This window comes from Motilimonas sp. 1_MG-2023, assembly GCF_030547455.1.
Classification (GTDB): Bacteria; Pseudomonadota; Gammaproteobacteria; order Enterobacterales; family CBDFNC01; genus Motilimonas.
In genome coordinates this window covers 53,542-69,216 of the sequence record NZ_JAUOPX010000009.1, presented here as the reverse complement: position 1 = coordinate 69,216, position 15,675 = coordinate 53,542, and the positions used below count along the sequence as shown (strand labels likewise).

Annotated in this window: 14 protein-coding genes; 5 read left to right on the top strand and 9 right to left on the bottom strand. The window is 43.3% G+C overall.

All coding sequences use genetic code 11. The features are described 5' to 3' along the window. Positions 1-20 precede the first annotated feature (20 nt). Positions 21-1,166: a glutamine-hydrolyzing carbamoyl-phosphate synthase small subunit gene (gene carA / locus Q4519_RS06770; protein WP_232803555.1), complete on the bottom strand. Its 1,146-nt coding sequence runs from the start codon at positions 1,164-1,166 to the stop codon at positions 21-23. 907 nt (positions 1,167-2,073) lie between these two features. Here carA and Q4519_RS06765 point away from each other — a divergent pair. After that, positions 2,074-3,540, top strand: coding sequence for a lytic polysaccharide monooxygenase (locus Q4519_RS06765; RefSeq protein ID WP_303511006.1), 1,467 nt, complete (start codon positions 2,074-2,076; stop codon positions 3,538-3,540). 121 nt (positions 3,541-3,661) lie between these two features. Here the strand turns inward: Q4519_RS06765 and Q4519_RS06760 are convergent, their stop codons facing one another. The 6 genes from Q4519_RS06760 to grpE form a co-directional block, all read right to left on the bottom strand. Continuing rightward, positions 3,662-4,285, bottom strand: coding sequence for an FKBP-type peptidyl-prolyl cis-trans isomerase (locus tag Q4519_RS06760; protein WP_232803529.1), 624 nt, complete (start codon positions 4,283-4,285; stop codon positions 3,662-3,664). A gap of 202 nt (positions 4,286-4,487) precedes the next feature. Beyond that, on the bottom strand, positions 4,488-5,228 hold the full coding sequence (locus Q4519_RS06755) for a copper homeostasis protein CutC (protein WP_303511002.1): 741 nt from the start codon (positions 5,226-5,228) through the stop codon (positions 4,488-4,490). 161 nt (positions 5,229-5,389) lie between these two features. Then, positions 5,390-6,298, bottom strand: a complete 909-nt coding sequence (locus Q4519_RS06750; RefSeq protein ID WP_303510999.1) for an ROK family protein — start codon at positions 6,296-6,298, stop codon at positions 5,390-5,392. A 313-nt stretch (positions 6,299-6,611) separates the two neighbouring features. Further along, positions 6,612-7,742 carry a molecular chaperone DnaJ gene (gene dnaJ, locus Q4519_RS06745; RefSeq protein WP_232803526.1) on the bottom strand — a complete coding sequence of 377 codons (1,131 nt, stop codon included), beginning with the start codon at positions 7,740-7,742 and terminating at the stop codon, positions 6,612-6,614. A 91-nt stretch (positions 7,743-7,833) separates the two neighbouring features. Beyond that, a complete protein-coding gene (dnaK, locus tag Q4519_RS06740; RefSeq protein ID WP_303510995.1) occupies positions 7,834-9,762 on the bottom strand; it encodes a molecular chaperone DnaK in 1,929 nt (642 codons plus the stop codon). A gap of 326 nt (positions 9,763-10,088) precedes the next feature. Continuing rightward, positions 10,089-10,727 carry a nucleotide exchange factor GrpE gene (grpE, locus tag Q4519_RS06735; RefSeq protein WP_232803524.1) on the bottom strand — a complete coding sequence of 213 codons (639 nt, stop codon included), beginning with the start codon at positions 10,725-10,727 and terminating at the stop codon, positions 10,089-10,091. A gap of 168 nt (positions 10,728-10,895) precedes the next feature. Between grpE and nadK the strand changes: the two genes are divergently transcribed. From nadK to Q4519_RS06720, 3 genes are all read left to right on the top strand, one after another. After that, on the top strand, positions 10,896-11,777 hold the full coding sequence (nadK, locus tag Q4519_RS06730) for an NAD(+) kinase (RefSeq protein ID WP_232803523.1): 882 nt from the start codon (positions 10,896-10,898) through the stop codon (positions 11,775-11,777). 144 nt (positions 11,778-11,921) lie between these two features. Continuing rightward, positions 11,922-13,586 carry a DNA repair protein RecN gene (gene recN / locus Q4519_RS06725; protein WP_232803522.1) on the top strand — a complete coding sequence of 555 codons (1,665 nt, stop codon included), beginning with the start codon at positions 11,922-11,924 and terminating at the stop codon, positions 13,584-13,586. Between the two features lie 146 nt (positions 13,587-13,732). After that, a complete protein-coding gene (locus Q4519_RS06720; RefSeq protein WP_232803521.1) occupies positions 13,733-14,095 on the top strand; it encodes an outer membrane protein assembly factor BamE in 363 nt (120 codons plus the stop codon). A gap of 87 nt (positions 14,096-14,182) precedes the next feature. Here Q4519_RS06720 and Q4519_RS06715 read toward each other — a convergent pair whose 3' ends face one another. Together Q4519_RS06715 and Q4519_RS06710 are read right to left on the bottom strand one after the other, a co-directional pair. Then, the gene (locus Q4519_RS06715) at positions 14,183-14,533 is read right to left on the bottom strand and encodes an RnfH family protein (protein ID WP_232803520.1); all 351 of its coding nucleotides are present in this window, start codon (positions 14,531-14,533) and stop codon (positions 14,183-14,185) included. Then, the gene (locus Q4519_RS06710; protein WP_232803519.1) at positions 14,526-14,960 is read right to left on the bottom strand and encodes an SRPBCC family protein; all 435 of its coding nucleotides are present in this window, start codon (positions 14,958-14,960) and stop codon (positions 14,526-14,528) included. Before Q4519_RS06710 ends, Q4519_RS06715 begins: the two co-directional genes overlap by 8 nt. A gap of 229 nt (positions 14,961-15,189) precedes the next feature. Here Q4519_RS06710 and smpB point away from each other — a divergent pair, with 229 nt between their 5' ends. Then, complete coding sequence (smpB, locus tag Q4519_RS06705; RefSeq protein WP_232803518.1) at positions 15,190-15,675, top strand: SsrA-binding protein SmpB; 486 nt, start codon at positions 15,190-15,192, stop codon at positions 15,673-15,675.

Below are 15,675 nucleotides of genomic sequence, written 5' to 3'. Positions count from 1 at the left end.
CTGACTCTTTACCCTTTCAGTTACGCTTTATATTTTTCGATAAGTTCAATGAAATGATCAAACAATGGTGCCGCATCATGTGGGCCTGGGCTTGCTTCAGGGTGACCTTGGAAGCTAAACGCAGGCTTATCTGTACGGTGAATACCTTGTAAAGAACCATCAAACAATGAGTTGTGAGTTGCACGCAAGTTATCTGGTAATGCGGCCTCTTCCACAGCAAAACCGTGGTTTTGACTGGTGATCATCACAACATTACGATCTTGGTCTTTAACTGGGTGGTTAGCACCGTGATGGCCAAATTTCATTTTTATTGTTTTTGCGCCACTGGCTAGAGCCAATAATTGGTGACCTAAACAGATACCAAATACCGGAATCTCAGTGGTTAAAATTTCTTTAATTGCTTCAATGGCGTAAGTACATGGCTCAGGGTCACCAGGGCCATTTGATAAGAACACGCCATCAGGGTTCATTGCTAATACATCTTTGGCTGGCGTTTGCGCAGGCACAACAGTAAGACGACAACCGCGGTCAACAAGCATACGCAAAATGTTGCGTTTGGCGCCAAAGTCATATGCAACCACATGGAAACGGCTATCAGTCGCATCAGCTGGTAAACCACCGGTTAGCGTCCAGCTACCTTGTTTCCACTCATGTACCGAGTCACAAGTTACTTCTTTTGCTAAATCCATGCCTTTCAGACCAGGGAAAGCTTTCGCTTCAGCCAGTGCTTTCGCCTCATCAAGGCTTTCGCCTGCCATGATACAACCCGCTTGCGCGCCTTTCTCTCGTAAAATACGTGTTAGCTTACGAGTGTCGATATCAGCAATACCAACCACACCACGCTTGCTTAAGTATTCACTTAAAGAAGCTTGGTTGCGAAAGTTGCTTGCTAATAAAGGTAAGTCGCGAATGACTAGGCCACATGCGTGTATTTGTGAGGATTCTTCATCTTCATCATTAGTACCAGTGTTACCAATGTGAGGGTAAGTCAAAGTGACGATTTGACGGGCATAAGAAGGATCGGTAAGGATCTCTTGATAACCTGTCATCGAAGTATTAAAAACAACTTCACCCACTGAGCTACCTTCGGCGCCGATAGACACGCCCTTAAATACTGTCCCATCTTCTAGGACCAGTATGGCGGAATTACTCAAGATGACCTCCATAAAAGCAAAAATAACAATAAAAAACAAAAACTTACTCAAAGACAACCATGTAAAAACACGGATTTACTTGTCAGTGATAAAATTTGGCAAATTGCGCGCATTTTACAGATTAATGGCCTTCATGGCTAATGAAATTTAAGCTTATTTATAGAAATTCAAATAGCCATCAAAGAATAGATGATTGCTCTAAAAAACCAGCATATATCAACACAATAATAGGAACCCCCCCCTTTAGTCACGTGCTAGAACGATAAAAAGGATATAATAAAACCCAGCAAGAGATGCATTTTTATGCATAAAAGCAAGGCATAAAAACAGACAAAAGTTTAAATTATTAAGCTTAGAAGCGTTTTTCTATACAAAAGCGTTATTTTTAACAATAAAGCTAGAGCAATTAAGCCCTTTTAACGCTAATTAATGTGAATTTCGGACACAAAAAAAGGCGCCTAAGCGCCTTAAAATTCGATCCTCGCTAACTGTCACAACGGGATATTAAGAAAACATATTAATTAGAGTTAAAGACATAGGAAGAGTTGGGATTCCTAATGCTAAGATAAAACCTAAAAAATGCTTAATATTGTATACTTCTTTAAAATTTCCGTTGCTCACAGTGTGCTCTCCGTTTTTGATCTAAATCAATTTTTGCGCAGTTTACCTAAAAATTGCGCACAGCAAAATAGATCGACTATAAAAACACCGCTATTTTTTTGTTTGCATTGCGATAGATTTCGACCTATCGCGCAAAAAACACACATAATTGAAACAAAATGTTTACAGACATACCATAAAAACCGAAAATATCTATTCGGTTTATTTAGCCAATAAGCCGAGGCTAAGGTTAGCCACCCTGGCCTGATGGTATTTATAAATAACCTTTCTCAATTTACCGTAACTAAAGGATATAGTTATGAAATTTAACAAAGGGATGCTAAGTGCATCTATTATTGCTGCCCTTGGCGCAATACTTACCCCTTCAACTGTGCTTGCCCACGGCAGCATGGAAAAGCCCTTAAGCCGCGTTTACAACTGTGCTCAAGGTGACATTGAAAATCTACAAGACGAAGCCTGTTTAGCCGCATCTAAAGTCAGTGGTAAATCGACTTTTTACGATTGGAGCGGTGTCGCTCAAGGCGGTGCTAACAGCGACCATCTAGCAGTAGTTCCAGATGGCAAACTATGTAGTGGCGGTAACAGCTATTATGATGGCCTAGATCTCGTTCGTAATGACTGGTCAGCAACGCCTATACATGCTGATGAAAATGGCAATTACGAATTTATTTTTAACGGAGAGCCAGCCCCTCATCGCACCAAAGACTGGATTTTTTACGTCACTAAGCCAGGTTACAATCCATTAGAGCCTTTAAAATGGAGCGATCTTGAAGAGTTTTGTCGCCTAGGCGGTGAAGTTCCACTTGAGCCAAACAAACGCTACAAGATGACTTGTCCTCTACCTGATCGCGAAGGCAAACACGTTATCTATAATGTTTGGCAACGTGCCGACAGCCCAGAAGCATTCTACACCTGTATTGATGTTGACTTTGTTCAGCCTATTTTAGGTTGGCAAAATGCAGGACACCTTATTGCAAATACTGAACTAGTTGCTGGTGATTATGTTGTTTTCCGTCTGTTTGATGAAAACTTTAGCGATGCAGAAACGATTCGTCTCGACATTACTGCAGCCAATACTGCGCCAGAACAATGGGCTTATGATTTAGCCGTTGCAATTAATGCGCAATCTCAACTCGCTAAAGTTGGCGTAGCTGACGCTAACGGTAACATTGCTCCAGTGAAAGACGCGACAACAAACAGCGTTTACACTATTGAAGGCCGTACCCTATCTTTCAAAATTGATAAGAAAAAAGGTGGCGAGCCGACAGCTAAAGCATGGGAGTCAGGCTTAAGCTATGAAAAAGGTGCAATTGTTGGCCATAATGGCAAAAACTGGAGATCTAAGTGGTGGAACCAAGGCCAAGAGCCAGGTACAGCACAGTGGGGACCTTGGGAAGAAGTAGTAACAACTGAGCCAACGCCAGTACCAACTGCTGAGCCAACGCCAGTGCCAACTGCTGAGCCAACGCCAGTGCCAACCGCTGAGCCAACGCCAGTGCCAACTGCTGAGCCAACGCCAGTACCGACTGCTGAGCCAACGCCAGTGCCAACCGCTGAGCCAACGCCAGTGCCAACTGCTGAGCCAACGCCTGTACCAACTGCTGAGCCAACGCCAGTGCCTGGTATTCCAGCTTGGGATGCAAGTAAAGTGTACACAGGAAAAATGCAAGTAAGCCACAATGGCGCAACATATGAAGCTAAGTGGTGGACTCAAGGTGATGAGCCTGGTAAAGGTGGAGAATGGGGTGTTTGGAAAAAGCTATAATTAGCCCAAACTAACCAAACCTTATCAAGCCCTGCATTGCAGGGCTTTTTATTGATAAACGCTAAGCATAAAAAAACCTAGCCGAAGCCAGGTTTTGTTTAGTAACTACTTACCGTAACAATTAAGCAACGATTTCTAGTAGCTCTACTTCAAATACAAGTGCAGAGAAAGGTGCAATAGCATTACCCGCACCGCGCTCGCCGTAAGCTAAGCCGTGTGGAATGTATAGCTTGTATTTTGCACCAACAGGCATAAGTTGTAATGCCTCAGTCCAGCCAGCAATAACACCGCCTACTGGGAATTCAGCTGGTTCACCACGTTGTACTGAGCTATCAAATACCGTGCCGTCAACAAGTTGACCGTGGTAATGAGTACGAACAGTAGAATCAGCTGTTGGTTTTTCGCCTTCACCAGCATTGATGATTTCGTACTGTAAGCCAGATGCCGTTACAACTACACCTTCACGTTTAGCATTTTCAGCTAAAAATGCTTCGCCAGCCGCTGCTAGCTCTTTACCTTGCTCAGCTTGCTTAGCTTGAATTTCAGCAGCAATGATCTGGAATGCTTCGTGTAATGCAGACTCTTCAACTTGGCTTTCAAGACCAGAGAATGCATCTGCTAAGCCTTCTTGTACAGCTGTCACAACTAAACCATCGAATGGGTTTGCAGCAAGTTGCTCACCTAGTTGACGACCAATACCGTAGCTTACTTTTGCTTCTGTTGAAGCGAATTTGTTTTCAGACATTATCTATTCCAGATTGTTTAAAAAGGAGCAGTCTAACAAATCTCATCTCACTTTTCGACCTTAGCTCACCTATCTTAAGACTGCAGATAGCTAACTAATTTCAAGGTGCCTATTTCGCAAGAATTTATTTCACCTTTCTCCTGAAACTGAAGGTAATTAAAGGTTCAAAATTCGGCATGCTGAAGTTGTTAGGTATAAATGATTATTGCGCCGCAGGTACATTCAATATTTGGCAGACGGACTTGATATTGTCCTCACCAGTGATGCCTAGGTTGAAGTCATCCATTGCGCCCATTTTTGCCACTGAACTTGGCAAATTCATATAACTAGGTCGCGATGCTTTGCCCGAAAGATGCACTTCACTAACCCCTGTTAAGGCCACAATTTCAGCCACATTATCAGCATTGATACCTGCACCCGGCATCACAGATAAGCGAGTGCCGACTTGCCGTACCATTTTTTGAATAACACTCACCCCATTAAGTGCATTATTCGCTTGGCCTGAAGTAAGAATGCGCTCACATCCGGCCTCAATAATGGTGTCTAAAGCGGCTTCATAATTACCCGCTAAGTCTATGGCACGGTGAAAGGTAACCCCCATTTGCCCCGCTTGTTCCATTAACGCTTTTAGCACTTGGCGATCAACATTAGCTTGTTTGTCTAACACACCAAACACCACACCTTGAGCGCCGGCAATTCTCGCGTTGTAAATATCCTTGAGCATGATTTCTAACTCATCCTCACTGTAATAAAAATCGCCCGCACGTGGGCGGATCATCACATAAATAGGGATCTGTGCAAACTTAACTGCTTGCTGAATAAAGCCCATATTCGGCGTGATCCCGCCTAAAGCTAACGCACTACACAACTCTATACGACTGGCGCCAGCTCGCTGCGCTATTTGCAACGACTCAAAATTATCAATACAGACTTCTACCTTCATTATTCAACCTTAACGCTTCAAAATTAAGTTTAAAAAAAAGGGCCGCAACGGCCCTTTGTTTGATTTCGACTATCCATATCGCCGTTAACAGCATACTAAAGTTATGCAAAAAAACGTGTGCGCAACGCCATAAAATGTCATTTATGAAAGATGTTTAACTTTTATTTACGATAATTAAGTAACGCAGCACCGCGCACGCCCCCAGCACCGCCAAATTTAGCTTGGCAAAGCTTTGGCAGGCGTACATTTGGGATCAACTTAGCGGGTAAACGCTTTTCTAATTCGGGGGATATTTCTTCAAAAGCAGCTAAGCCACCGCCAAATACGATAGCTTCAGGATCAAGTACCATGATTGATGTTGATAAACCCGCGGCAAGTACCTCAAGGTAAATATCCACCGCTTTCACCGCAACCGCATCACCGCTGCGGTACAGTTCCAGAATCTCAGGGCCCTTAGCAGGCTGGTCAGCAAAATGGTTATAGATGTTACCTAAGCCAGTACCTGATGCATAAGTTTCAAACGAACCGGCATGACCTAATCCACTAATAAATAGCGGTAGGTCGGGGTACTTCTCTGTCATCGTTGCAGGAATACAGTAATGACCAATTTCACCAGCAAAGAAGTTTAACCCATTCACCACGTCGCCATTTACAAACAGTGCGCCGCCAACACCAGTTCCCAGTGTGACACCTAATACATTTTGACAGCCATCAGCAGAGCCACCGTAACACTCTGAAATCAAAAAACAGTTAGCATCGTTTTGCAGCGCAACGCGGCGATCAATGAGTTTTTCTAAATCATGACGCAGCGGCTTACCATTCATACCCGGTAAGTTGGCACAAATTAGCGTATCATTAGCGGTATTAATAGCACCAGGAAAACCAATTCCAACCATACCGCGACAACCAAATTCTTTATCAGCTTGCTTTACCATACCAGCAAAAATGTTCAAAAAAGCTTCGTAATCATTCGCAGGCGTAGCGACACGTTGATTAGAAAGTAAATTCAATTGCTGATCGTAGACCGAGAACTCTATCTTGGTTCCACCTAGGTCAAATCCATATAACATATATCACTCCTGATTCAATTCGATCGTCTTGTGGCCATCGGGGAAAAACGATGCGATGCTACTGCAATATTGGCCAGACTAAAATATTGCCATTGTATTAATCTGTAAAAAAAAAAAAGTGACTTGCGCCAATTTAAGGGCTAAAAAATCACATTTGTTGTCTTATTACACAAATAAACACCCCTTAAAGCCCAATATTGGTTTTTTATGTAAAAAATTAACAACTTTTTACCTAGTTAACAGCCTAGATAAATCGAAATTCAGACAAAAAAAATGCCACAGCTAAGTGGCATTTTCTCGATAAAATGAAAGACTACTTGGTCAAATCATCAAAAAACTTTTTCACGCCCGCAAAAAAGCCTTCTTCTTTCGGCTTGTGTTTGTTGCCCTTTGAGCCTTTCAGTGTCTCGTTAAACTGCATTAACAAGTCTTTTTGCTCATCAGATAATTTGATTGGCGTTTCGACATAAGCCTTACACAATAAATCACCCACTACACCACCGCGTACCGATTTAACCCCTTTACCACGCATACGGAACATTTTGCCAGTTTGCGTTTCAGCAGGTATCTTCAACTTCACTCGACCATCAAGGGTAGGTACTTCAATTTCACCACCCAATGCAGCCTCAACAAAGCCGATTGGCACCTCACAATATAAGTTGCTGCCATCACGGACAAATATTTCATGTTCTTTAACATGCACTTGTACGTATAAGTCACCAGCTGGTGCGCCACTTTCACCCGCTTCACCTTCGCCAGATAGGCGAATACGATCGCCAGTATCAACACCCGCAGGAATTTTAACGGATAAGGTTTTGGTGCGCTCGTAACGACCTTCACCATGACATTTGCTACATGGATCTTTAATGATTTTGCCTTTGCCGCGACAAGTAGGACAAGCCTGTTGCACTGCAAAAAAGCCTTGGCGCATTTGCACTTGGCCTTGACCATGACAAGTACCACAAGTACTTGCTTGGGTGCCTGCTTTGGCACCAGAGCCATTACATTGCTCACAATGCACTAAACTTGGAATTTTGATTTCTTTGGAAATACCTCTTACCGCTTCTTCTAGGGTAAGTTCCATATTGTAGCGCAAGTCAGAACCACGTTGTGGGCGTTGCTGACCACCACGACGGCCACCACCACCGAAGATATCACCAAAAACATCACCGAAAATATCGCCGAAATCTTGATGACCACCGCCACCACCGCGATTTGGATCCACACCTGCGTGGCCAAATTGGTCGTAGGCCGCTTTTTTCTGAGGATCGCTTAGCACTTCGTAGGCTTCTTTAACCTCTTTAAACTTATCTTCCGAATCTTTGTCACCCTTAGTTCTATCAGGGTGAAACTTCATCGCCAGACGTTTGTAGGCTTTTTTTACGTCCTTCTCGTTGGCATCTCTGCCAAGGCCGAGTACTTCATAATAATCGCGTTTAGACATGATTCACTATTACTTCTTTGATACGTCGCTGGAAACACACACGGGTGTTGGTTACCCAACACCCGCAATAACTAACTCATTATAAAGTTAATTACTTCTTGTCGTCTTTTACTTCTTCAAATTCAGCATCAACAACATCGTCATCTTGCTTAGCCTGACCACCTTGTTCAGCTTGCTCGCCACCTTGGCCTTGCTCTGCTTGCGCTTTTTGCTGAGCAATTTCCATTAGCTTTTGTGAAGCTTCCATTAACGCTTGAGTTTTTGCTTCAATGGCTTCTTTGTCTTCACCACGTGCAGCTTCTTCAAGTTCAGTCACAGCGGCTTCGATTTTCTCTTTATCTTCCGCACCGAGTGCATCGCCCGCTTCTTCAACTTGCTTGCGTGTTGCGTGAACCATGCCATCTGCTTGGTTACGCGTTTGTACTAACTCTTCAAATTTCTTATCAGATTCTGCGTTCGCTTCTGCTTCAGCAACCATCTTGTTGATTTCATCATCAGACAAACCTGAGCTTGCTTGGATAGTAATCTTCTGCTCTTTACCTGTATCTTTGTCTTTCGCCGATACGTGTAAGATACCATCAGCATCTAGGTCGAAGGTTACTTCGATTTGTGGCACACCACGTTGCGCAGGACGAATACCTTCTAGGTTAAATTGACCTAGAGATTTGTTGTCACCGGCACGCTTACGCTCACCTTGAAGTACGTGAACAGTTACCGCACTTTGGTTGTCATCAGCGGTTGAGAACACTTGTGAACCCTTAGTTGGGATCGTGGTGTTTTTATCAACAACCTTAGTCATTACGCCACCCATTGTCTCAATACCTAGAGAAAGTGGTGTAACGTCTAGTAGTAATACGTCAGTTTTGTCACCTGATAGTACGCCGCCTTGAATCGCTGCGCCCATCGCTACTGCTTCATCAGGGTTAACGTCTTTACGCGCTTCTTTACCGAAGAACTCAGACACTTTCTTCTGTACCAGTGGCATACGTGTTTGACCACCCACTAGAATCACGTCGTTGATGTCGCTTACTGATAAGTCAGCATCTTGTAGCGCAATACGTAGCGGCTCAAGGGTTGCTTCAACCATGTCTTCAACTAGCGACTCTAACTTAGAGCGAGTTAGCTTGATGTTAAGGTGTTTAGGACCTGATGCATCAGCTGTGATGTATGGCAAGTTAACATCTGTTTGTTGCGCAGAAGAAAGCTCGATTTTCGCTTTTTCAGCACCTTCTTTTAGACGTTGCATTGCAAGTGGATCAGTTGTTAAGTCAAAGCCTTGATCTTTCTTAAACTCAGATACTAAGTAGTTAATTACGCGGTTATCGAAATCTTCACCACCTAAGTGCGTGTCACCGTTAGTTGCAAGTACTTCGAATGTTTTCTCACCATCTACTTCATCAATTTCAATGATAGAGATATCGAATGTACCACCACCTAAATCGTAAACTGCAACAACGCTGTCGCCTTTCGCTGTGTTAACACCGTATGCAAACGCTGCCGCTGTTGGCTCGTTGATAATACGTTTAACGTCTAGACCTGCGATACGGCCTGCATCTTTAGTTGCTTGGCGTTGTGAGTCATTGAAGTAAGCTGGTACGGTAATTACCGCTTCAGTTACCTTCTCACCTAAGTAGTCTTCTGCCGTTTTCTTCATCTTTTTCAAGATTTCAGCAGACACTTGTGGTGGCGCCATGTTTTTACCACGAGCAGATACCCATGCATCACCGTTGTCAGCTTTGATGATTTTGTAAGGCATGATTTTAATGTCACGCTGAACTTCTTCATCTTCAAAACGACGACCAATTAGACGCTTGATTGCGAATAAGGTGTTCTCTGGGTTGGTTACAGATTGACGTTTTGCAGGTTGACCTACTAATGTTTCGCCGTCTTCTGCGTAAGCAATGATTGACGGAGTAGTACGATGACCTTCAGCGTTCTCAATAATTTTAGCCGTGTCACCGTCTAGGATCGCAACACAAGAGTTTGTTGTACCTAAGTCAATACCAATAATTTTACCCATTAGGCAATCTCCAATAATAATTTATGTTCACTGTGGAAGGTAGCAAGAGCAATTTTGCTTCGTGCTGTTCCGTCTATGCACTCTATATGGGGTTGTGAAAAAGCGCTTCAAGGGGGAAATGAAAAAAAATTGAAAATATTTCCGATATAGAGTGAGAAAAAACCGTTTTGACACCTTTTTTTAGCTAACTTGCCCGCAAACTAGCCGCAATGACCTTGCAAATGATAACGGCTTGCATTAGGGATAGCGTAAACAAAAAAATGCCAGTAACCCAAAGGAATTACTGGCATCGATTTATAGAAACGGTTTCAGCTTAGATTTAACAATTAAGCTTGGGTATCAACAGAGCTTGGCGCGGCAGCGCCTTTTGATACCATTACCATTGCCGGACGAATCACACGGCCGTTTAACTCATACCCTTTTTGCATCACTGCAATCACAGTATTAGCAGGCACGCCCGGGATTTCTTGCATACTCATGGCTTGATGCTTTTCTGGATCAAACGGGGCGTCTTTAGGATCTATCGCAACAACACCGAATTTCTCAACAGAACTCAGCATCGCCTTAAGGGTTAATTCAACCCCTTCAATCATTGGCTTAAGATCGTCGTTTTCATGGTCAGCATGACTCAATGCCAGTTCCATGTTATCGATAACAGGTAATAGTTCAGCAGCAAATTTATCCAACGCAAACTTATGTGCTTTTTCTACATCTTTAGCGGTACGGCTACGGATGTTTTGCACTTCAGCGGCAGCACGGACCACTGAATCTTTTTGTTCGGCAATTTTTTCTTCAGCTGCGGCTAGCTTTTTCTCTAACTCAGCGATACGCGCATCTTCACCTGTTTCAAACTCACCTTCCACAGCGTCTGCAGCATCGGCTGCCAGAACTTCACCTTCTTGGGCGACTTGTTCAACGTCCACGGCTTGCTCTTCTGGTGATAGGTTTTTATCTTCGCTGCTCATGTTTACTCCATTGAGATATTAACTAAAACACATTGCCCCTTATTATGGGGATCACTCTAGCAGTTTCAACCTTGCTGAAAAGAAAACCCTTGCTAGATTAAGCAAGCCCTTTCATTATTGTTTAATTAGCACCACTAAACGTGCCCAACCCAATAGAAAGTTGACTAGATGACGGTAAAATTTAACTCCATCGGCTTAATTGGTAAACCTAATCATTTAGGTGCAAATCAAACCTTAAAAGCCCTGCACCATTATTTGAAGCAAAGAGGCTATCGGGTCATTATTGAAACCTTGGTAGCGGCTGAACTTGATATTGTAGATAGCGAAGCGATGGATGTTGACACCTTGGGGCTTCATGTCGATTTGGCGATAGTGGTTGGTGGCGACGGCAACATGCTTGGCGCGGCGCGAATTTTGTCACAACACGACGTGGCGGTGATCGGCGTTAACCGTGGCAACCTCGGTTTTTTAACGGATTTAGACCCTGATGAATTTGAAGAGCCACTCAATCAAGTATTACAGGGCAACTACCAAACCGAATACCGCTTTTTATTAGAAGCAGAAGTATTTCGCAAAGGAGTACCACAAAGCCGGCAAACAGCGGTGAATGAAGCCGTGTTGCACCCAGACAAAATCGCCCACATGATTGAATTTGAAGTGTACGTCAATGGCAGCTTTATGCTGCACCAACGTGCCGATGGCATGATAGTGTCAACGCCAACAGGCTCAACGGCCTATTCACTCTCAGGTGGCGGCCCAATTTTAACGCCAAATCTTGACGCCATCACCCTAGTGCCGATGTTTCCACACACCTTAAGCAGTCGCCCTATTGTGCTTGATGCAAACTCACATGTACGTTTAGTCGTCTCACCTCATAACCAAGCAGCCATGCAAGTTAGCTGCGATGGCCATGTTACGCTGCCTGTCGAGCCAGGTGATGAAGTGGTGATCAAAAAACATTCCCATAAATTAAAGCTGGTTCACCCCAGTAACTACAGCTACTTCAGTGTATTGCAACAAAAGCTGGGCTGGGAAAAGAAACCCTTTTAAGCAACAAGCGCCATGTGACCAATATTACAAATATGGTCACCCTGTTTATTTTTAGAGAATAAAATTCACTCAGACACTTTACTGTATAAAAAAACAGTTTATACTGCTTTTTTATACAGTATTTGTATTGAATGGATTTTGTATATGTTAACTCAGCTAACCGTAACCAACTTTGCGATTGTAAAGTTTTTAGAATTAGAGCTTTCTGGTGGCATGACCAGCATTACTGGCGAAACAGGTGCCGGTAAATCCATCGCCATTGATGCCTTAGGCCTTTGCTTAGGCGACCGCGCCGATGCCCATATGGTGCGCCCCGGCGCAAAAAAAGCTGAGATCATTGCACGATTTTCCTTACAGCACATCCCAGCCGCACAACGTTGGCTACAAGACAACGAGCTAGAAAACGAAAACGACTGTATTTTACGCCGCACAGTGACCCATGAGGGCCGATCGCGTGGCTATATCAATGGCATTCCCGTTCCGCTTTCCCAGCTTAAAAACCTAGGCCAATTGTTAGTACACATTCACGGCCAACATGCACATCAAACCTTGCTTCGTCCAGATGTGCAAATGCAATTACTGGACGGTTATGCCGGCCATAAGGCTCTATTACGCAAAGTTAAAGACAACTATCAAGGTTGGCAGTTTCTGAATAAAGAGCTGCGCCATCTACAGCAACAACAAGCTGAAAACGAAGCCCGTAAACAACTATTAGAGTATCAAGTACAAGAGCTTGACGAGTTTGCACTGCAACCTAATGAATTTGAAGAAATTGAGCAAGAACACAAAAAGTTAGCAAATAGCGGAACCCTAATGGAACAATGCCAAGCAGGGCTAGACATCCTTTATGAAAACGATGAAGTGAACGCACTCAGCTTACTGCAAATGTCGGCAAACCGCGTAGAAAGCCAAGCAGATAATGATCCTGCTTTATCTGAAATCACCAGCATACTACAAGAAGCCATCATTCAAGTTGAAGAAGCCAGCTCGCAACTCAGAAATTATTGTGAAAGCTTAGAAATGGATCCTGAGCAATTTAACTACCTAGACAACCGCTTAAGCCAGGCTATGCAGCTTGCCCGCAAGCATCAAGTACCACCAGAAGAGCTATGTAAAAAGCATCAAGAGTTAGCAAAAGAACTCGACGGTATCTCAAACTCAGAAGAGCGAGCGGCCCAGCTAGAAAAAGAACTGGCGAATGTACGTGCCAGCTACCTAGAAGAGGCCAAAAAGCTGAGCCAAAGTCGCCAACGCTATGCCGAAGAACTTAGCCAAAAAATCAGTGAAAGCATGCACCAATTAAGCATGCCGTCAGGGCAATTTTTAATTGATGTGCTCGCCGATGAAAATGCAGAAATAACATCAATGGGCATAGATACCGTAAACTACAGCGTCACCACAAACCCCGGCCAACCCTTGCAGAGCATAGGTAAAGTTGCCTCGGGAGGCGAATTGTCACGCATCAGCTTAGCGCTACAAGTGATCACTTCGCAAAAAGCCTCAACTCCAACCATGATTTTTGATGAAGTTGACGTCGGCATCAGTGGCGCAACCGCCTCAGTGGTTGGCAAGCTATTGCGAAAACTAGGTGAAACCACTCAGGTATTTTGTGTCACTCATCTACCGCAAGTCGCAGGCCACGGCCATCAACAAATGTTTGTCAGCAAAGAAACCGATGGCACCAGCACACAAACATCAATGCATGCACTCAAACCTGAGCAAAGACTAGAAGAGCTAGCAAGGCTATTAGGTGGCGACGCCATTACCGAAAAAACCCTAGCCAACGCACAAGAGTTATTAATTCAGTAGCCCACATATAAGCCTAAACCAAGAAATAAGCGCGATAAATTCAATAAATTTGCGCTAGATAATGAAAATAATCACGGCAAGTTTTTACTTCCAGCACCAGACTGGGTATGATTTGCCGCTGATATTCACCTTAATGAAACGGATCTATGCGACTAAAAAGCCTTATCGCTGCTGCAGCATTCTCACTTTCTCTTAGCGGCTGCTCTGCTATCTATGACAAGATCGTATTCCAAATTGACGTTGCTCAAGGCAATTTCGTTGAGGCGGAGCAAATCGATAAACTCAGTCTAGGCATGACTAAAGAGCAAGTTAGCTATGTTATGGGCTCTCCGATGCTGATCGACACATTTGATAGTAATAAATGGTACTACCTATATTATTTCAAGCCCGGCGGTGAAAAATTAGAACAATCGCAAATGGAGCTAGTGTTTGGCAATGAAAAGCTTATTCGTGTTTCAGGCGACCCAGCAATCACTGAAAAATTTAGCGACCAAAGCTTAACAAATTAAAAAACCTAGTTAAGTACACAGCTGAGTAACATTCAGTATTAAAAAAGCGAGCCTAGCTCGCTTTTTTAATAAGTAAAATGACTAAACTTATTTTTCTGTATTACCACGCGGAGTCACTCGTCCACCAGTGGTTTTATCAGCCCGGCCTTCTTCCTTCGCGCGCTGCGCGCGTAACTTACGCATTTCTTTAGGATCAGCAATTAAAGGACGGTATATCTCAATTCGATCAAGGTTTTGAACTTCATCCGTGAGCTTAGCCGGACGACTAAAAATCCCTACCTTGGCCTTATCAACATCGATCTCAGGGAAGACATGGTGGATATGAGAGCGCAAAATACACTCTTTAATGGTTAGCCCTTTTTCAACATTCAAAGCAATAATTTTTTGTTTTTCGGGCGTTGCATAAGCGACTTCAACCTTAATTGTCAGTTCAGACACGATATACCTCTTTGGCTCGCTCAGTGAAGGCTTTAATCATAGCGTGGCATAAATCGTGGAATACTCGGCCAAATGCCACTTCAACCAATTTACTACTGAATTCAAATTCTAAATCCAGCGCCACTTTACAAGCCTTATCGTCAAGGGGAGTAAAGGTCCAACCACCGCGAAGATGCTTAAATGGGCCATCAACCAACTGCATAATAATGCGCTCGCTAGGCACCAAAATATTCTCGGTAGTGAATGTTTTTTTAATGCCAGCCTTAGCAACATTAACTGATGCGCGCATCAAATTATCGGAGTGTGCCAACACAGCACTGCCTGAACAGCCCGGAAGAAACTCGGGATACGCATTAACATCATTAACTAAATCAAACATTTCAGTGGCACTAAACATCACCAGTGCCGATTTTGAAATCTGTGCCATTTCCACTGCTCTCAACACAAAAAAACTATTTTACCCGACAATAAAACAAAATCGGCGATTTTTTCCATCAAATACAAAATAGCATTCAACAAAAACGCAAAATAATGCTCTTTACTATCTTAACATCAAATAAATACCCCAATATGACACCATAACACTCCTTTATTTCACCTTTTTCATTTATGCTACTGCTTTCTCATACCAGCCGAATAGAATATAATACGCAGCTATGGCTAAAAAGAACTCAAAAACAAAATCCGGCTCAAATACCATCGCCCTTAACAAAAAGGCGCGTCATGAATTTCATTTAGAAAGTAAAATGGAAGCCGGTCTTGAACTGCAAGGTTGGGAAGTAAAATCTCTACGCGCAGGTAAAGCAAACATCGCTGATAGCTACGTCTTCTTAAAAAATGGCGAAGCTTTTTTGTTAGCAGCGACCATCGTTCCTCTTGATAAAGCTTCTACTCATGTGGTTTGTGAACCCATGCGCAGCCGTCGTTTATTACTTAAGCGCAAAGAGCTAGAAACCCTCATTGGTAAAGTTGAAAGACAAGGTTACACCCTTGTTGCAACCGCAATGTACTGGAAGCAAAACTGGGTCAAGCTTGAAATATCCTTGGCTAAAGGTAAAAAAGACCACGACAAGCGTGCCGACATTAAAGATCGCGAGTGGCAAGTACAAAAAGAACGCACAATGAAACATAAAGTAAGATAG